Below are 17,107 nucleotides of genomic sequence, written 5' to 3' on the forward strand. Positions count from 1 at the left end.
GGTCTAATGTGCCGGGCTAGCTATGGGCACTGGTTTTTCCACACGTTGTTGTTTAAGCTTCGGTTATTCACATCAGCCTAAAAATCTAATCACGTCCCATGGATGAATTAAAGTAAGCGCAAGCCCTTTAGCCGCATAATGTTGATATTCCATTCCCGCAAAGGAAAGTTCGGATGCTTGATTAGTTAAGGATAGCGTCATCATTGTTGAAAAATGCCAAATAAAACGACGCTCATTCGGCATTTTTTATATTGAGATTATGCGGTTTTAGCTTTCGTATAGCTCAAGAGGTAAGCCGTCAGGGTCTTGGAAAAACGTAAAGCGTTTGCCGGTGTACTCGTCGGTCCTCACTGGCTCGCATTCAACCCGCTTTTTCGCCAGCTGGTTGATCATTTCATCAAGGTTGTCCACTTTAAACGCTAGATGTCTAAGTCCTTGTGCTTCCGGGCGTGATGGCCTTTGCGGAGCTCCCGGGAACGAAAAAAGCTCAATCTGGCTACCATCATGTAACGCGAGGTCACACTTGTAAGAGTCTCTGGCTTCGCGGTAATTTTCATCAATAATCGAGAAGCCTAATACATCGGTATAAAACGTCTTTGAGCGCGGATAGTCACTACAAATTATGGCGATGTGGTGAAAGCCTTTTAGCATTCTCATTTCCTTTATTTATATGCCTACGGCATGTCTTGGCCGCGAGAAGCCTCAAATAACGTGTACCAGTGCTCTCGGCTTAAATGCACATCTACAGCCTTCTGGCATGCTTTAATTCTGTCAATATTAGTACTGCCCAGAACTGGCGCAATATTAGCAGGATGACGCATCAGCCAAGCTAGAACAATGGCTTCAGACGTAGTTTGATACTCACTTGCAAGCTGAGCCACCAAATCTGCTGTCGCGCGGTCTTTGCTATCTTCAACGTTTGCGCCTGTGTATCTTCCTTGTGCCAAGCTTCCCCACGCCTGAAGTTGCACGTTATTCATCATGCAGTATTCAAGAGTGCCGGGCGCATACCCTATATCGCGATTAGCAGCACTGTTGGTAGTAATACCGTCTTCTAACCAGTCTCTGAAACCCAGGCTCATTTCAAGTTGGTTGGCAACTATAGGAGTAGAAAGTGCAGACTGAAGATAATTAATTTGGTGGCCATGCATGTTAGAAACCCCCACATGCTTGATTTTTCCTTGTTGCTGAAGTAGCTGCAGTGTACCTGCGACTTCTTCTAACTCCATAAGTGGGTCTGGTCGATGTAGCAACAATATATCGAGCTGCTCTATACCTAATCTAGTAAGGATGCCCTCAACTGAAGTGTGAATGTGATTCGCTGAAAAGTCATAACGCTTTGGTCCTAAATCATCTTCAAAGCGTATAGCACATTTAGATTGGATGATCATTTTGTCTTTTAACTCGGGCGCTTGCTTGAGCGCTTCACCAAAAACCGTTTCGGCTTTGCCAAATGTATAAATATCAGCATGGTCAAACACAGTAATATCTATATCTAGCACAGTGTCGATGATGCTTCTTGCTTGGCTTACATCGGTTTTGGTTACTGGTTCGTCGTTCCAACCACCACCTAAACCCATGCATCCATAAATTAAGCGGCTTGCGTGTGGAAAGTGTGCATTCATGTCATTTTCTCCCTGTTTAAGAATATCGAGCGGGCAGGGCCAATATTAGCTCGAGGCTTGTTTTAAAAGCACTGTAATATGGTCCAAGTGATAATAAAAGCCTGATTAGGCGAGCGTATTTTTACTAGCGACCGTTAGCCTGGTTTGAGGGTTTATGGTGTTGCGGAAACGATAAAGATCATTTTTAGCGTCATAGAGGCGTTTATTGAAATTAACACGTTAGCTTTTGAAAAAATCAGTTCAAAGGAAAGAGGGCGTATGTTTAAACAGTTCGTTTCAATGATAATGGTAAGTATGGTGTGTGCGGGTTTGTCTGGTTGTACTGGCGTGCCTGACAAAGTAGCGCCGGTTGAGGGCTTTGAGCTTTCTCGTTATTTAGGAAAGTGGTATGAAATAGCGCGCTTTGACCATAGCTTTGAGGAAGGGTTAAGCGAAGTTACAGCAACCTACAGTATGCGCGATGATGGGGGCGTCAACGTTATAAACCGCGGCTTTTCTAAAGAAGAAACTACGTGGGATGAAGCCGAAGGCAAAGCGTACTTTGTCGGTGCAAAAACCACAGGACACCTTAAGGTATCGTTCTTTGGTCCGTTTTACGCAAGCTATGTAATTATGGAGCTCGATAAAGAGGGCTATCAATATGCTCTCATAACAGGCCCTGATAAGGATTACCTTTGGATTTTAGCGCGAACGCCTTCTATTTCAGACGAAGTCCGAAGGCACTTGTTAGAAAAAGCAACAAAGGCTGGCTATGACATTAGTAAGCTTATCTGGGTAGATCACGGCAAAGAAAACTCATAGCAACATTCAAGCGAGTTGTTCTGCGCGCAAAATGGGAGTTGTGTTATTATTGCACGCATCTTCCCCTCTGTTTGAATAAGTACTAAGAGAGACAAAGGCATGCAAACGCTCACCATCACTACGCCAGACGATTGGCATCTTCACTTTCGCGATAACGAAATGCTGACTGAAACAGTGCCTGCAACCGCACGTTGTTTCCAGCGAGCTATTGTTATGCCAAATCTTGTGCCACCAGTGGTTAACGCTGAGATGGCGATGGCGTATAAAGATCGAATTGAGGCTGCAAGACCAAATGGCAGTAGCTTTGAGCCTTTAATGACCTTATTCCTTACTAACCAAACGACGCCTCAAGATATTGTCGATGCAAAACGAGCGGGCGTTACTGCGTGCAAGCTATATCCTGCAGGGGCCACCACTAATTCAGACGCCGCAGTAAAAGGCATTCACGCTTTATACCCAGTATTCCAAGCCATGCAAGAACAAGGTTTGTTATTGTTGATACACGGTGAAGTGACCGAGCATCACATTGATATTTTTGACCGTGAGAAAGTATTTATAGATACCCATTTAGGGCCTATTGTTGAAGCATTCCCTAAGCTGAAAGTGGTGTTCGAGCACATTACAACAGCAGATGCTGCAAGCTTCGTAGCGGGCGCTAGCGAATTTGTTGGAGCCACCATTACCCCTCAACACTTATTATTAAATCGCAACGATTTACTGGTTGGTGGGGTGCGTCCTCATAACTATTGCTTGCCAGTGCTCAAGCGTAACACCCATCAAAAAGCACTGCGCGATATGGTGGCAAGCGGCAACAAAAAGTTCTTCTTAGGCACTGACTCTGCGCCACATGCAAAGCATAAAAAAGAAAATGCCTGTGGTTGTGCGGGTTGTTATAGCGCATGGTCTGCTATTGAGCTTTATGCAGAAGTGTTCGAGCAACTTGATGCAATAGACAAACTTGAAGGTTTTGCTAGCCATTACGGTGCAGATTTTTATGGTTTACCGCGAAATACGACGACCATGACATTAGTGAAAGAGTCATGGACGGTGCCGGAGCAAGTCACCCTAGCTGATGGCACTGATATGGTTCCATTTTTTGCGGGGCAAACATTACAGTGGAAATTAGAAAAGGCATTTCAAGCGTAGCGATATGTATTAACACTCACAAGTAAGTACGACATTTCAACGGCCTACCTGGGACTGTCAAAGATAGTCATCTGTGTTTTGGTTTGAGAGAGGCTAAAACTAGCGGCGGCCGGTGTGAAAATGAGTGACAAGTTTAATGAGCAGCCTTCTTCATGGAGTGACATGGTGTCCCAAGAATACGGCATAGCTCATCATACCGAACATGGTGTAGTACACCTTTGGAACCCAAATAAATGACAGTTGAAACCGTTAAGCATTTAGATATAAATCCTGCCATCACCAAGGCGTTAGACTCACGGGGCATTTACCAACTCTCCCCTATACAGGCTCAATCGCTCCCTGTGACATTGGAGGGTAAAGATGTAATAGGCCAGGCGCAAACAGGTAGCGGTAAAACTCTATGCTTTGTGATCCCTGCTTTACAGCACATTGAAGTTAACGATTTTACTACACAAGCTATTATACTTTGCCCTACCCGAGAGCTCGCTGACCAAGTCGCTCAGCAATGCCGTACGGCAGCTAAAAATATCGGTAATATCAAAGTAACCACGTTGTGTGGTGGCCAGCCTATGGGACCGCAAATTCAGTCACTAAAACATAGCCCTCATATTATCGTCGGCACGCCAGGTCGCGTAATGGATCATGTGGAAAAGCGTCGCATTGATTTAAGCAATGTAAAACTACGCGTACTCGATGAAGCCGACCGCATGTTAGATATGGGCTTCGAGGACGATTTACGCATTATTTTCGGTCAAACGCCGAAACAGGTACAAACCCTGCTATTTTCTGCAACATTTACAGAGCAAATTGAGCGTGTAGCGAAGCAATACTTGCATAACCCGGTGACCTGTAAGGTTGAGTCACAAGACAGTAAACCCGCTATCACGCAGTTGGGCTACAACGTACTACCACACACGCGCACTCAGGCGCTCAAAGCGGTGTTAACCGAATACCAGCCCAAAAATGCGATTGTATTCTGTAACCGCAAAACGCAGGTAAATGAAGTCGTAGAAGAGCTAATAGAAGACGGTTTCAGTGCAAAGGGGCTTCAGGGGGACATGGAACAGCATCAACGTACATCGGTGCTCATGCAGTTTGCCAGCGATGCGCTACAAGTACTTATAGCCACCGATGTAGCTGCACGAGGACTGGACATTGACGATGTTGCCTGCGTAATTAATTACTCAGTAAGTGAAGAGCCGGAAACCCATATTCACCGCATTGGGCGTACGGCACGTGCGGGCGCTCAAGGCATGGCAGTAACGCTAGTGAGCGATGATGAAGAGCACTTTTTGCGAAAAATAGAAGTATTACAAGAAAGCGATATTCCGCTTAAAGGCGCGCAAAGCCTACGTTTTCATAAAAACAAAATTACTCAGCCTGAATTTACCTGTATTTCACTAAGCGCGGGTAAAAAAGAAAAGCTTCGCCCAGGCGATCTGGTGGGTGCACTTACCAAAGATGCGGGCATTCCTGGCGACGACTTGGGCAAAATTAAAGTTCAGAACAGCATGAGTTTTGTCGCAGTGAAAACGCGAAGCGTGAAAAAAGCCATGGCGCACTTTAGAGAAGGAAAGATCAAAGGAAAGCGTATTAGAGCCCGAAAGCTTTAGTGAACGCTTTAATAAAGTAAGTATTTACCTTGTAGAGAGGAAGGTTAGTGTGGTTGCCGAAACTGATTTAGCCCTGTTGCTTAAAAACTTAAACCCTGTAGCCAGTAGCGAAGACTTTATATTCACTACTTTGCCTGCAGATAAGTTAACCAGTACGTTGATTTCAACGGCTAAGGGTATGTTTCAAGAGCGAGAGGGCACCACGCTTATTCTGCCTTCAGCTGAAGCCGAGCAGGCTGGGCTTCAATTTGAGGGTTACTATCGCTGCATAACCTGTGAAGTACATTCTAGTTTGGAAGCGGTAGGCATGACTGCAGCTATGTCCACTGCGCTGGGTAAGGCAGGAATTAGCGCCAACGTGGTGGCCGCTTATTATCACGACCATATTTTCGTGCCAGCTGAAAAAGTCGACTTGGCTGTAGAAGTTTTAACGTCGTTGTCTAACTAGGTCTGACCATTCTCTTCCTGCCTATTCTCTTTTCTCAAAAACGCATCAACCAGCCCCATGGTTAAGCAATATTGGGCTGCATAGTAAGTTGTCATTACCCAAAAGGTAGACAGTGGAAGCGGGGTTTTGAAAACCGACTGGGCGAGAATGGCATCTGATATCACAAAAAGTAACGCAGCAGTTACGATTAGCTTGGTTTGAGCCAACCACACTGCGGTTAAGCCCATCAATGTGATTACGCCAATATAGGCGACTACAGGGTAAAATAAGGCTTTCGACGCTGGCAGAATGTGCACTGCCATCATTACGGCAAAGCTAACCATAATAATACTAATGAACCACTTTGCTTTGCGCGAAATGATATGGTCGCCGAGCGTTTCTACTAGGCGGCGATGCAGCAACGCAAAACACATAGCATAAGCTAAATGCGCAGCAAAAAAACACGATAAACCAACAATAAAACTTTCGGCAAAGGGCAAAGCCAGACTGATATCTCCAGCAAGGCTACAAAGTAGCGCCGTCAACACCATATATCGCGGCATAGCGCTGAGTTTTATATAGGCGAAGACTGCAAGTACCACAATAGGTAGAGATTTGGGTAAGAATTGCGCCGCGTAGGGAGTAAGCGGCAGCGTCGCCAGGTAAATCAACGCTAAGCTGATAAAGACAATAGTTGCTCTTACATTCATATTTAGCCTTTTTGAAACTGCTCAGTCATATACTTCAATACAAGAAAAGCCCCAGTTTGGTGAAGCAAACATGGGGCTTTAGCTATCTTGGTTTATGTACGCTACTCTTTATGTACTGTGTTTAGAGTACGCGAATTACCAAATTTTCACGCGTTCTTCTGGTGGTAAATACAACGCGTCTTCTTCTGTCACGTTAAACGCTTCGTAGAATTCAGGTACGTTGCGAACAGCACCGTTAGTGCGGAACTTCGTAGGTGAATGGGTATCGGTTTGTACTTGGCTGCGCAACGCTTCTTCACGATATTTGCTGGCCCAAACTTGGCCGTAACCAATGAAGACACGCTGATCGCCAGAGAAGCCATCTAGTTCCGGGGCATCTTCACCGTTAAGAGATAAGTGATAAGCTTTAAGCGCAATACTAATACCGCCAAGGTCGCCGATGTTTTCACCTAAGGTATATTCACCGTTTACGTGTAAATCAGGTAAAACCTCGAATTGATTGTATTGGTCTATGAGGTTTGCAGTGCGTGCCTCAAACTCGCTGCGATCTTCATCGGTCCACCAGTTTCTGAGTACACCATCGCCATCAAACGTTGATCCTGCATCATCGAACCCGTGGCCAATTTCGTGACCAATTACCGCGCCAATACCACCATAGTTAACCGCGTCTTCCGCGTTCATGTCAAAGAACGGAGGTTGAAGGATAGCCGCAGGGAATACAATTTCGTTTAGCGGCGGATTGTAGTAAGCATTAACGGTTTGCGGTGTCATGCCCCACTCGTGGGTCCAAACTGGGCCGCCTTGTTTCTTCAGCATTTCTTCATATAGTACGTCAGAAGAGCGCTTAAGGTTTCCGAATAAGTCACCAGCATTTACTGTCAGTGCTGAATAATCTCTCCACTGGTCTGGATAACCAATTTTCACGGTAAACTTAGACAGCTTGTCTAGTGCTTGAGCACGTGTTTCATCTGTCATCCAGTCTAGGTTTTCGATACTTTCTTTGTAAGCCAGCAGTAGGTTGTTAACCATTTCCATCATGCGGTCTTTCGCTTCAGGCGGGAAGTGCTGTTTTACATAAACCTTACCGATAAGCTCGCCAACATGGGCGTTTGAAAGACTCACTGCACGACGCCACTGTGGCTGTTGCTCTTCTACGCCGCGAAGCACTTTGCTGTAGAAGTTGAAGTTCGCTTCATCAAGCTCGGCATTTAAGCGACTGGCTGAAGCATTTAACAAGCCCCACTTAAGGAACGTTTTCCAATCTTCCAGTGAGGTGTCTGCTATAACACCATCAATGTTCTGCATGTAGTCTTTTTGCAGTATGCCTAGCGAAGGTATGCCGCTTACATCAGCTTGGGCTAGGTAGGCATCCCAATCGAACTTAGGCATTAACGCTTTAAGTTCTTCAATTGTCAGTTTGTTATAGTTGGCAGCAAAGTTACGGGCCTGCTCTTTTTTCATGTGTAGCTGAGCAATTTTAGTCTCAAGTGCAAAAAGCATGTCCGCGCTTTCTTTGGGCGCGTCGAAACTCGCCAGCTCAAACATGGTTTGAATATGTTTAACGTAGGCATCTCGAATGGTTTGTGATGTTTCGTCGTCCTTGAAGTAGTACTCGCGCTCAGGAAGGCCTAAGCCCGACTGCCACGTGTACATTAAATATTCTTTTGGTGACTTAAGATCAGGATATTGGGTTAGGCTGAACGGTGTACCGTAACCATAGCGAGCAGCATAGGCAAAATACTCAGCAAGGTCGGTATAGTCTTCAATAGCATCAATCTTTGTTAGCTCAGGTTTTAGCGGCGTCAAACCAAGCTCGTTGCGGGTTTCCATGTCCATATAGGCACGGTAAAAATCCCCCACTTTCTGTTCGTCACTGCCCGCTTTGAAATCGCCCTCTGCAGATGACTTTATAATGTTCATGACGTGATCTTGCGCTTCATCGCGAAGAATAACGAAAGAGCCATAGCTTGATTTGTCTGCTGGTATTTCAAAGTTGTCAAACCACTTACCGTTTACGTAGCGGAAGAAGTCATCTCCAGGGTCTACAGACAGGTCCATATTCTCTTTAATGACGCCTGAAGAGAGCTGTTGCTGCGTCTCTTCGGTGGCAGCGCTTTGGTTTTGTTGTTCTGTCGTTGAATTTTGTGGGCTACAAGCCGTTAGGGCAAGTGCCACGCTTAAGCTTAAAACGCTACGTAACATGTGGAGTTTTCCTTTTCATCTTATTGGGCAACATCTGGGTTTGCTGCTTATTGTTTTAGTGCGTTGCGAAACCTGCGCATCCCTTCGTAAAGAAGGGGGGGCCGTACTGCGTGCACGCTTTTTACTAGTTTTTAGCATGGCGGCGGTGATAGAAAAAGTGTTTATAGTGAAAATACACAGCTTGTAACAACTTGTAAGGCTAATTTCGTTATAGTGTTTTTTTCAGCCACTTCAACATTCAAGGAACGGCGATGGACTTACATAATACCCCTTTCGATAGCGTATCACCTTGCGAATACGCTGGTGCTCTGCCAAGAAAACAGTTTATGCATTACGCAATACAACCATTGTGGAGAGGCATGCCACGCATCGCGGGCCCAGCATTTACGGTAAAATGTGAGCCGGGTGATCATCTAATGCTGCATGCGGCCATATATCGCGCGAGCCCGGGCGACATTATTGTGGTTGAAGCTGATGATGAATTCGCCGTTGCGGGCGGCAACGTTTGCGCAATAGCTCAGTCTCGCGGTATTAAAGGCTTCGTTGTCGATGGTGTCATACGGGACCTTGCCGAAACTCGCGAAAATAGGTTTCCGGTATTTGCGCGCGGTGTGATCCCTAAGCCTGGCGCTAAGAAATGTCTATCGCCCTTGAATGAGCCGATAACCTGCGGTGGTGTTGTGGTCAACCCAGGAGACATTATTGTTGCAGACGAGGAGGGCATTGCAGTAATTCCAAAGGACGAGGCGCTAGCAGCCTATGATATTGCCCAAAAGCGCGCCCAGAAAGATGGTTCTATGTCACTTGAACAGTGGCAAGCTGAACACGCTGAAAAAGTGGAAAGCATTCTTGCTAACCTAGGCTTTGCAGAGTGAAAGCTGACAGAAAACTAGCTTAATGTTGATTTGTTTTATGTAAGCACTTCTCCAAATAATCACCTTTGCCAAATATAAACCGATCTTAAACGAGCTTTGCGGCAAAAAAACACCGCAAAGTTCAACACACTTTCAGTTATCGTGTAGAATTGTGACGTAAGCATTTTGGGGCATACGTAAACGTGCCCTGTCACTGAATAACTAACGAGTTTTACATGTTTTCATTTTTTGAAAAGCTGACCCAGCCTTTCCCTGACACGCCGCCTACCCAACCACCAACAGGTATCGTTGCATTTTGTAAGTACTACACAAAAGGCATGTGGGGGGTAATCCTTACTGTTTCCATGCTAAGTGCTATCGTCGCCATGTTAGAAGTGGCGCTTTTCGGCTTTTTAGGGCAGTTAGTTGACTGGTTCTCTGATCAAAACCGAGCTACGTTCTTAGCGGATCAAAAATTTACCCTTATTGGCATGGGGTTAACCGTTCTCGTTTTTATTCCTCTGTTTATTTTGTTGCGCTCGCTGTTTTCTCGTCAGTCTTTGATGGGGAACTACCCCATGCGCATTAGGTGGCAGGCGCACCGCTACTTGCTTGGGCAAAGTTTAACTTTCTTCCACGATGAGTTTGCCGGTCGTGTCGCCACCAAGGTTATGCAGACTGCACTATCGGTAAGAGAGACAGTAACTAAGGTACTTGACTTACTGGTGTACATCGCCGTTTATTTTATCTCTATGGTTGTGCTTATTTTCAGCACAGACTGGCGCTTAGCCATGCCGCTTATCGTGTGGTTCTTTGTGTACATCGGTATCTTAAAGGTGCTGGTACCTAAATTAAAAGAAGTCTCGCAAAAGCAAGCGGACGCGCGCTCGTTAATGACCGGACGTATTGTTGATAGCTATACCAATATCACCACAGTCAAGCTGTTTTCACATAGTCGGCGCGAAGCGGATTACGCCAAAGAAAGCATGGATGGTTTTCTTAAGACGGTTTACCCGCAAATGCGTTTGGTTACCGTGTTGGAATTCTGCGTGGAAATGGCTAACGCCATTCTCATTTTTACTGTGGGCGCGCTGTCTGTGTATTTATGGATGGAAAATATTGCAAGCCCGGGCGATATCGCCATTGCCATTAGTCTGTGTTTGCGATTAAACGGTATGTCTCACTGGGTAATGTGGGAAGTATCAGGATTATTCGAGAACTTAGGTACGGTGCAAGACGGTATGAATACGCTAGCACAGCCTATAGCAGTAAAAGACAAGCCTAAGGCCGACGCGTTAAAGGTAAATGGCGGCGGGATTAACTTCGATAATGTGCATTTTTCTTACTCAGGTGCAAACAATAAACCTATTGATGTGTTCAATAACTTAGATTTAGCGATAGAGCCCGGAGAAAAAGTGGGCTTAGTGGGCCGTTCTGGGGCGGGTAAATCGACCCTGGTTAATTTGCTCATGCGTTTTTACGACACCCAGAGCGGTCGTATAGTCATTGATGGCCAAGATATCACTGAAGTAGGCCAAGAAACCCTTCGCGCTAAAATTAGCATGGTGACACAAGATACATCGCTTATGCACCGTTCGGTACGCGACAACATTCTTTACGGGCGAACCGATGCAACAGAAGATGACATGATCCGTGCAGCTAAACAGGCAGAAGCACACGACTTTATTCTTACGCTTACCGATAGCCACGGTAGAACAGGGTACGACGCGCATGTAGGTGAGCGCGGTGTGAAGCTTTCAGGCGGTCAGCGCCAGCGCATTGCCATTGCTCGCGTATTGCTAAAAGACGCGCCTGTACTAGTGCTGGACGAAGCCACATCGGCGCTAGATTCAGAAGTTGAAGCGGCCATTCAAGCCTGTCTGGATAAAGTGATGGAAGGCAAAACCGTGCTGGCTATTGCGCATCGCTTGTCGACCATTGCGCAAATGGACAGATTACTTGTTCTGGATAAGGGTAATATTGTAGAGCAGGGAACCCATGCCGAGCTTATTGCGCACAATGGCATATATGCCAAGCTTTGGGCACACCAAACGGGCGGATTTATAGGCGTTGAATAGGCAAGGTGCGAATTAGCGTTCAATCGCAGATGGGATGGATAAACCGCTTGTATCTTGAAAGTGGTTAAGTATAATACGCGTCCCTCCCTTGCGATACCGCATTTTCCTTAGAAAAGACGCACAACTCACAAGGGCAGTGTAAGTAAATTTTGTCTTTTAGACACCACAGGGGTGTAGTTCGAATTGGTAGAACAGCGGTCTCCAAAACCGATGGTTGGGGGTTCGAGTCCCTCCACCCCTGCCAAATTTACTTAAACTAAGAATTTTTAAGTTGCGCATTTTTTATATGCGTAAAACAACGACGCTGTAGTGCTAGGATCGTAACATGAGCGAAAAGACGGAAAATCAGTCCAATGCATTGGACATGTTTAAATGGGTAGTGGTTTTTGCACTACTTGCCGGTTTAGTAACCGCTAATACAATGTACGGTGAGATCTCGGTACTGTACCGTGCCATCGCGATTGTTGTGGTAGTTGGTATAGCTGGTTTTATCGCGGCAACTACCGAAAAAGGTAGCACCTTCTTGAGCTTTGCTAAAGAGTCTCGCACAGAAGTTCGCAAGGTTGTGTGGCCAACTCGCCAAGAGGCGAACCAAACTACACTTATCGTGCTTGCAGCGACGTTAATCATGGCACTAATTTTATGGGGACTAGACGGCATCATTGTTCGTGTAGTTGGCTTTATTACAGGAATAGGAGCATAACCGTATGTCTGAAGAAGAAGCAGTAAAGAAAAGATGGTACGTAGTTCAAGCCTATTCACAATACGAGTCTCGCGTTAAGAAGACCCTGCTTGAATACATCAAAATGCACAATATGGAAGACTACTTCGGTCAGGTACTAGTACCAACAGAAGAAGTCGTAGAAATGCGTGCGGGCCAAAAGCGTAAGTCTGAGCGTAAGTTCTACCCAGGTTACGTATTGGTAGAAATGGCGATGACAGAAGAGTCATGGCACTTAGTGAAAAGCGTACCTCGCGTACTTGGTTTCATCGGTGGTACATCTGACCGCCCAATGCCAATCACGCAGAAAGAAGCTGATGCTATCTTAAATCGTCTTGAAGAAAACGTTGATAAGCCAAGACCAAAAACGCTATTCGAGCCAGGCGAAGTTATTCGTGTTATCGATGGCCCATTTGCAGACTTCAACGGTGTGGTAGAAGAAGTAGACTACGAAAAGAGCCGCGTAAAAGTATCGGTACTTATCTTCGGTCGTTCTACACCGGTAGACCTAGAATTTGGTCAGGTAGAAAAAGGCTAAGTTTACGCTCGTATACAACATTTTAAAAAGACCCTTCAGGGGTAATACCGATAAATTAAGACGTATTGACGCGGTCGGTTATCCAATGTTTTTACGGTTCAAAATCCGATATCAGTTTCTGATTTCGGATTTTTTTATGCGCATTGAAAAGGAGTTCGCGTTAGCTTTTAACACTTATTGTGAGCTAGTTAGAGATGTTGTTTTAACGTTATTTAACGATTGCGTTAATCATGAATTTGAAAAAAATGGCTGCCGTTAGAACAGAAATCTACATACCAATAAATCAAAAATAAGTCTCTACGACACCGTCCATGTTGCCTGTATTTGTAAGTGCTAGTCATAGAAAAATGTTACTTATCCTTTTAATACCCAGTTGTAATATGGTTTACTTTCACCTGAACAATAAAAAGAAAATCTTGTGGTGCAAGTACCAACAATAAATAGAATGTAGTTATTAAGGGAATAAAATTGGAAATCGTTCAAAGAGCAAAGTCGCTTACGCCTAAAATTGAAATTTATGAAAGAGCGGTTGTCGTTCCTATTCAAAGTCTTAGAAATAAAGAGTTTCAAGCGGGTGTAGTGACTCGTCATGGCGATTTTTGCGAGCTTAGTGTACACATGAAACCTGGTTTAACGTGTAAGCCACCTAGCAACGACTATTCGGTTAACAAAAAAGTAGCGGGTAAGCATCTATTCTGTGGAATGCTACAGAATTCTCATTTTGGCCATTTTATGGTTGAGAGCATCACGAGAATTTGGGCTTCCACTATACTAGCGGACGTAGACAGTCTTGTTTTTTATAAAAGAGAAAAGAGGCGAGGCATTCCTACGTTTGTTGAGGACTTTATTTCGTTATTCTCAGGTAAAATCCCTATTTCGATAGTAGAAGAACCGACTGAATTTGAGACACTTTTTGTTCCTAACCAGTTGGGTATAGAGCGCTCAGGAGTATTTATACACCACGCTGCTGTTGAATCTAATGTCACAAACTTGTTAGAAACAATCCGCTCAAGCGTAAAAGGAAAACTGTACCCAGAAAAAGTCTATGTTTCCCGTTCTCAGCTTTCAGGCCGAGAAGGTACGTTTGTCGGTGAAAAAATAATAGAGCAAAACCTCAAGAGGCAAGGCTACTACGTTATTTACCCAGAAAAAATGTCAGTATTTGAGCAGTTACAGTATTATGTAAGTGCAAAAAAAATCATCTTCGCGGATGGCTCTGCATACCACCTATTCGCAATCGTTGTAGAAGAGACGCAAGATGTTTTTGTTATATGGCGAAGAAAAAAGCATTCTGATTTTGATTTTCAACTTCTATCAAAAACAAACAAACGAAGTAAGGGTGAACCGTACTTGAAAGGCTATTGGAAAGCGGCGGGATTACCGGTTGTTTCTTCTACGCAAATTTCTGAATTGGATTGTTCGAGACTAAAAATGGCGTTAATAAAAAATGGTTTTGTTGATGGTAGTACCAAATGGGACACACCAGAAAAATCGCTAGTGTCAAAAGAAGTAGAAGCTATTTCTGCATTCAGAAAGGTAGAATTGGAATATATCGAGGTAGAGCAAACTGTCTAAGTAGGCATGATTATGAATCAACGAATAATATCATGTTGTAATGGTTTCAGACTTTTATTAAAAAGATGGGAAAGCGTGCCTAATTCTCAAAATTAAATTATACATAGCGTGGTTGCAGTTCGTGTAGTTGGCTTTATTACAGGAATAGGAGCATAACCGTATGTCTGAAGAAGAAGCAGTAAAGAAAAGATGGTACGTAGTTCAAGCCTATTCATAATACGAGTCTCGCGTTAAGAAGACCCTGCTTGAATACATCAAAATGCACAATATGGAAGACTACTTCGGTCAGGTACTGGTACCAACAGAAGAAGTCGTAGAAATGCGAGCGGGCCAAAAGCGTAAGTCTGAGCGTAAGTTTTACCCAGGTTACGTATTGGTAGAAATGGCGATGACAGAAGAGTCATGGCACTTAGTGAAAAGCGTACCTCGCGTACTTGGTTTTATCGGTGGTACATCTGACCGCCCAATGCCAATCACGCAGAAAGAAGCTGATGCTATCTTAAATCGTCTTGAAGAAAACGTTGATAAGCCAAGACCAAAAACGCTATTCGAGCCAGGCGAAGTTATTCGTGTTATCGATGGCCCATTTGCAGACTTCAACGGTGTGGTAGAAGAAGTAGACTACGAAAAGAGCCGCGTAAAAGTATCGGTACTTATCTTTGGTCGTTCTACACCGGTAGGCCTAGAATTTGGCCAAGTAGAAAAAGGCTGAACGTTCTTAGCCAAATGATTTTGGAAAGCCCCGTTTAACGGGGCTTTTTTTTGAGCTTAAACTATGGCAGATACGCATTATCTTTGAGGCTTTATCATTTCATTGTTGTGCAAATTTTTAAAGGAGGCGCATTTATATAATCCACAAAAAGCTGGTAGTTAATACCAGTAACAAAAATACAAAGTGTATTACTGCACCCGTATTCTCTGATATTCTACTACTTTTAGTGAATGAGTCCCAAAACCCTACTCCTAAAGCGCGTTTTAAAGCAAAATTGCTAATACAAACGAAAATAAACCAGATTAAAACCTCTTTTACATCTACCATAATTAGCCTGCCTGTATTTGTGTTTAAGCTTCGTGGTAATCTGAGAATAGACTTGCGATACCCCCTGCAACAATACCACCGCCAACAGAAGTGGCAAGAGTCTTAAAGCCCGTAACAGGGCTCAATGCACCTGCCCCCATTCCGGAGAGTGTACCCGCTGCAATGCTGCTAAATGTTGCATCTCTGCCTCCACCGATGATTGAGCCGTAAAAACCACCTATGCCGCCAGCAATTGCACCTGCTGCATTGGCCCAAAGAGCGCCAGATACATTAGCTAATTCATTGCTAGTAAGTTCAATTGGTTTTTCCATTTTAACGTTATCCTTTTGTTGCGTAGTTAATCCGATGCGCGAGTTGCGCAACAGTCAATATTACTCTGCCAAACTTGCCGCTTTGAAAATACTGACCTTTCGGTGGTTTTTTATTCTAAATAGCCCTTGCATAGTAATTAATCACCTTATATAATGCGCGCCCTTTTAAACGGAAACGGGAAGCCGATTGAGCAAATAATCTCTGTATTTGCGAGGCGTTAGACCCAAACAAGAGAGCATGTAAAATGGCTAAAAAAGTAAGCGGTATTATCAAGCTTCAGGTTGCAGCAGGTGCTGCTAACCCAAGTCCACCAGTTGGTCCTGCACTAGGTCAACACGGTGTAAACATCATGGAATTCTGTAAGGCTTTCAATGCGAAAACAGAAAGCCTTGAGAAAGGCGCTCCAGTACCAGTAGAAATTACTGTATACGAAGATCGCTCTTTCACATTCGAAACTAAGACTCCTCCTGCGTCTTACCTGCTTAAGAAAGCAGCGGGCATCAAGAGTGGTTCTGGCCGTCCTAACACTGAGAAAGTGGGTAAAGTTACTCGCGCTCAGTTGGAAGAGATTGCTAAAACTAAAGAGCCAGATCTTACTGCAGCTGATCTAGATGCAGCGGTACGCACTATCGCGGGTTCTGCTCGCTCAATGGGCTTGAACGTAGAGGACTAATCGAATGGCTAAATTAACTAAACGCGCTCGCCTAATTCGCGAAAAAGTAGACTCGGGCAAAGAGTACGAAATTAACGAAGCAGTAGCGCTTCTTAAAGAACTAGCAACAGCTAAGTTTGCAGAAAGCGTAGACGTATCTGTTAACCTTGGTATCGATGCGAAGAAATCTGACCAAAACGTTCGTGGTGCAACTGTACTACCTAACGGTACTGGTAAAGACGTTCGCGTTGCAGTATTCACTCAAGGTGCAAATGCTGACGCAGCGAAAGAAGCGGGTGCTGACATCGTTGGTATGGACGACTTAGCTGAGCAAGTAAAGAAAGGCGAAATGAACTTTGACGTAGTAGTTGCTAGCCCAGACGCGATGCGTGTTGTTGGTCAACTAGGTCAAATCTTAGGTCCACGCGGCCTTATGCCTAACCCAAAAACTGGCACTGTAACGCCTGACGTTGCAACGGCAGTTAAGAACGCTAAAGCTGGTCAGGTACGCTACCGTAACGATAAGAACGGTATCATCCACGCTAGCATCGGTAAGATTGCGTTCGAAGCGAACCAAATTCAAGAAAACCTTGAAGCGCTACTTGAAGCATTGAAGAAAGCTAAGCCTTCTTCTGCTAAAGGTACATACATCAAGAAGATCAGCCTAAGCACTACAATGGGTGCTGGTGTTGCTCTTGATAAGGCTTCTGTAGGTCTTTAATTTCGCTGAGCTTACGTTCATCGAAATCTCTTAAAGGTTATGGGTTGGAGCTGTGACAATTAGCAGTGCTAATAAGCAGCTCCCGTCCAAGAC

At 44.6% G+C, this 17,107-nt stretch carries 16 protein-coding genes, 1 tRNA gene and 1 pseudogene; 13 read left to right on the forward strand and 5 right to left on the reverse strand.

Annotation, left to right across the window (positions count from 1 at the left end; genetic code table 11):
• Window positions 1-267: 267 nt before the first annotated feature.
• A complete protein-coding gene (gene gloA2 / locus V7R42_RS08615) occupies window positions 268-651 on the reverse strand; it encodes an SMU1112c/YaeR family gloxylase I-like metalloprotein (protein WP_334019761.1) in 384 nt (127 codons plus the stop codon).
• Window positions 652-674: 23 nt separating this feature from the next.
• The gene (locus V7R42_RS08620) at window positions 675-1,625 is read right to left on the reverse strand and encodes an aldo/keto reductase (protein ID WP_334019762.1); all 951 of its coding nucleotides are present in this window, start codon (window positions 1,623-1,625) and stop codon (window positions 675-677) included.
• Window positions 1,626-1,883: 258 nt separating this feature from the next.
• Here V7R42_RS08620 and V7R42_RS08625 point away from each other — a divergent pair, with 258 nt between their 5' ends.
• The 4 genes from V7R42_RS08625 to V7R42_RS08640 all read left to right on the forward strand — a co-directional run bounded on the left by V7R42_RS08625 (window position 1,884) and on the right by V7R42_RS08640 (window position 5,633).
• Entirely contained in the window at window positions 1,884-2,426 is a 543-nt protein-coding gene (locus V7R42_RS08625) for a lipocalin family protein (protein WP_334019763.1), read from the forward strand.
• Window positions 2,427-2,525: 99 nt separating this feature from the next.
• Window positions 2,526-3,572: a dihydroorotase gene (pyrC, locus tag V7R42_RS08630; RefSeq protein ID WP_334019764.1), complete on the forward strand. Its 1,047-nt coding sequence runs from the start codon at window positions 2,526-2,528 to the stop codon at window positions 3,570-3,572.
• Window positions 3,573-3,805: 233 nt separating this feature from the next.
• Window positions 3,806-5,185, forward strand: a complete 1,380-nt coding sequence (gene dbpA / locus V7R42_RS08635; protein WP_334019765.1) for an ATP-dependent RNA helicase DbpA — start codon at window positions 3,806-3,808, stop codon at window positions 5,183-5,185.
• A 49-nt stretch (window positions 5,186-5,234) separates the two neighbouring features.
• Window positions 5,235-5,633: an ACT domain-containing protein gene (locus tag V7R42_RS08640; protein WP_334019766.1), complete on the forward strand. Its 399-nt coding sequence runs from the start codon at window positions 5,235-5,237 to the stop codon at window positions 5,631-5,633.
• Here the strand turns inward: V7R42_RS08640 and V7R42_RS08645 are convergent.
• Together V7R42_RS08645 and V7R42_RS08650 are read right to left on the reverse strand one after the other, a co-directional pair.
• Window positions 5,630-6,322 (reverse strand): lysoplasmalogenase, encoded by a 693-nt coding sequence (locus V7R42_RS08645; protein ID WP_334019767.1) that lies wholly within the window; start codon window positions 6,320-6,322, stop codon window positions 5,630-5,632. The genes V7R42_RS08640 and V7R42_RS08645 overlap by 4 nt on opposite strands.
• A 135-nt stretch (window positions 6,323-6,457) precedes the next feature.
• The gene (locus V7R42_RS08650; RefSeq protein ID WP_334019768.1) at window positions 6,458-8,524 is read right to left on the reverse strand and encodes a M13 family metallopeptidase; all 2,067 of its coding nucleotides are present in this window, start codon (window positions 8,522-8,524) and stop codon (window positions 6,458-6,460) included.
• A 251-nt stretch (window positions 8,525-8,775) separates the two neighbouring features.
• On the opposite strand from V7R42_RS08650, the gene V7R42_RS08655 reads away from it, so the two are divergent.
• The 7 genes and pseudogenes from V7R42_RS08655 to nusG (V7R42_RS08685) all read left to right on the forward strand — a co-directional run bounded on the left by V7R42_RS08655 (window position 8,776) and on the right by nusG (V7R42_RS08685) (window position 15,002).
• Window positions 8,776-9,399 (forward strand): RraA family protein, encoded by a 624-nt coding sequence (locus V7R42_RS08655; RefSeq protein ID WP_334019769.1) that lies wholly within the window; start codon window positions 8,776-8,778, stop codon window positions 9,397-9,399.
• A 215-nt stretch (window positions 9,400-9,614) separates the two neighbouring features.
• The gene (locus V7R42_RS08660; RefSeq protein ID WP_334019770.1) at window positions 9,615-11,456 is read left to right on the forward strand and encodes an ABC transporter ATP-binding protein; all 1,842 of its coding nucleotides are present in this window, start codon (window positions 9,615-9,617) and stop codon (window positions 11,454-11,456) included.
• Window positions 11,457-11,623: 167 nt separating this feature from the next.
• Window positions 11,624-11,700 (forward strand) — tRNA-Trp (locus V7R42_RS08665).
• Window positions 11,701-11,781: 81 nt separating this feature from the next.
• Window positions 11,782-12,159: a preprotein translocase subunit SecE gene (gene secE / locus V7R42_RS08670; protein WP_014951045.1), complete on the forward strand. Its 378-nt coding sequence runs from the start codon at window positions 11,782-11,784 to the stop codon at window positions 12,157-12,159.
• A 4-nt stretch (window positions 12,160-12,163) separates the two neighbouring features.
• Window positions 12,164-12,715, forward strand: coding sequence for a transcription termination/antitermination protein NusG (gene nusG, locus V7R42_RS08675; RefSeq protein WP_014951044.1), 552 nt, complete (start codon window positions 12,164-12,166; stop codon window positions 12,713-12,715).
• 468 nt (window positions 12,716-13,183) lie between these two features.
• The gene (locus V7R42_RS08680) at window positions 13,184-14,290 is read left to right on the forward strand and encodes a glycosyltransferase 61 family protein (RefSeq protein ID WP_334019771.1); all 1,107 of its coding nucleotides are present in this window, start codon (window positions 13,184-13,186) and stop codon (window positions 14,288-14,290) included.
• Window positions 14,291-14,450: 160 nt separating this feature from the next.
• Window positions 14,451-15,002 (forward strand): annotated as a pseudogene (nusG, locus tag V7R42_RS08685) (transcription termination/antitermination protein NusG).
• Window positions 15,003-15,352: 350 nt separating this feature from the next.
• On the opposite strand, the gene V7R42_RS08690 reads toward nusG (V7R42_RS08685), so the two are convergent.
• A complete protein-coding gene (locus tag V7R42_RS08690) occupies window positions 15,353-15,640 on the reverse strand; it encodes a hypothetical protein (protein ID WP_334019772.1) in 288 nt (95 codons plus the stop codon).
• Between the two features lie 245 nt (window positions 15,641-15,885).
• Here V7R42_RS08690 and rplK point away from each other — a divergent pair, with 245 nt between their 5' ends.
• Window positions 15,886-16,314, forward strand: coding sequence for a 50S ribosomal protein L11 (rplK, locus tag V7R42_RS08695; RefSeq protein ID WP_014951043.1), 429 nt, complete (start codon window positions 15,886-15,888; stop codon window positions 16,312-16,314).
• Window positions 16,315-16,318: 4 nt separating this feature from the next.
• Window positions 16,319-17,014 carry a 50S ribosomal protein L1 gene (rplA, locus tag V7R42_RS08700; RefSeq protein ID WP_334019773.1) on the forward strand — a complete coding sequence of 232 codons (696 nt, stop codon included), beginning with the start codon at window positions 16,319-16,321 and terminating at the stop codon, window positions 17,012-17,014.
• The last annotated feature ends 93 nt before the right edge of the window (window positions 17,015-17,107 follow it).

Source organism: Alteromonas sp. S015, from assembly GCF_036864485.1.
Classification (GTDB): domain Bacteria; phylum Pseudomonadota; class Gammaproteobacteria; order Enterobacterales; family Alteromonadaceae; genus Alteromonas.

Bases quoted from the DNA above. Each gene is read 5' to 3' on its own strand.
- V7R42_RS08660 (WP_334019770.1), top strand. From the start codon at position 9,615: ATGTTTTCATTTTTTGAAAAGCTGACCCAGCCTTTCCCTGACACGCCG.
- pyrC (WP_334019764.1), top strand. From the start codon at position 2,526: ATGCAAACGCTCACCATCACTACGCCAGACGATTGGCATCTTCACTTT.
- secE (WP_014951045.1), top strand. From the start codon at position 11,782: ATGAGCGAAAAGACGGAAAATCAGTCCAATGCATTGGACATGTTTAAA.
- V7R42_RS08690 (WP_334019772.1), bottom strand. From the start codon at position 15,640: ATGGAAAAACCAATTGAACTTACTAGCAATGAATTAGCTAATGTATCT.
- V7R42_RS08650 (WP_334019768.1), bottom strand. From the start codon at position 8,524: ATGTTACGTAGCGTTTTAAGCTTAAGCGTGGCACTTGCCCTAACGGCT.
- V7R42_RS08625 (WP_334019763.1), top strand. From the start codon at position 1,884: ATGTTTAAACAGTTCGTTTCAATGATAATGGTAAGTATGGTGTGTGCG.
- rplK (WP_014951043.1), top strand. From the start codon at position 15,886: ATGGCTAAAAAAGTAAGCGGTATTATCAAGCTTCAGGTTGCAGCAGGT.
- dbpA (WP_334019765.1), top strand. From the start codon at position 3,806: ATGACAGTTGAAACCGTTAAGCATTTAGATATAAATCCTGCCATCACC.
- nusG (WP_014951044.1), top strand. From the start codon at position 12,164: ATGTCTGAAGAAGAAGCAGTAAAGAAAAGATGGTACGTAGTTCAAGCC.
- V7R42_RS08620 (WP_334019762.1), bottom strand. From the start codon at position 1,625: ATGAATGCACACTTTCCACACGCAAGCCGCTTAATTTATGGATGCATG.
- V7R42_RS08645 (WP_334019767.1), bottom strand. From the start codon at position 6,322: ATGAATGTAAGAGCAACTATTGTCTTTATCAGCTTAGCGTTGATTTAC.
- rplA (WP_334019773.1), top strand. From the start codon at position 16,319: ATGGCTAAATTAACTAAACGCGCTCGCCTAATTCGCGAAAAAGTAGAC.
- V7R42_RS08655 (WP_334019769.1), top strand. From the start codon at position 8,776: ATGGACTTACATAATACCCCTTTCGATAGCGTATCACCTTGCGAATAC.
- gloA2 (WP_334019761.1), bottom strand. From the start codon at position 651: ATGCTAAAAGGCTTTCACCACATCGCCATAATTTGTAGTGACTATCCG.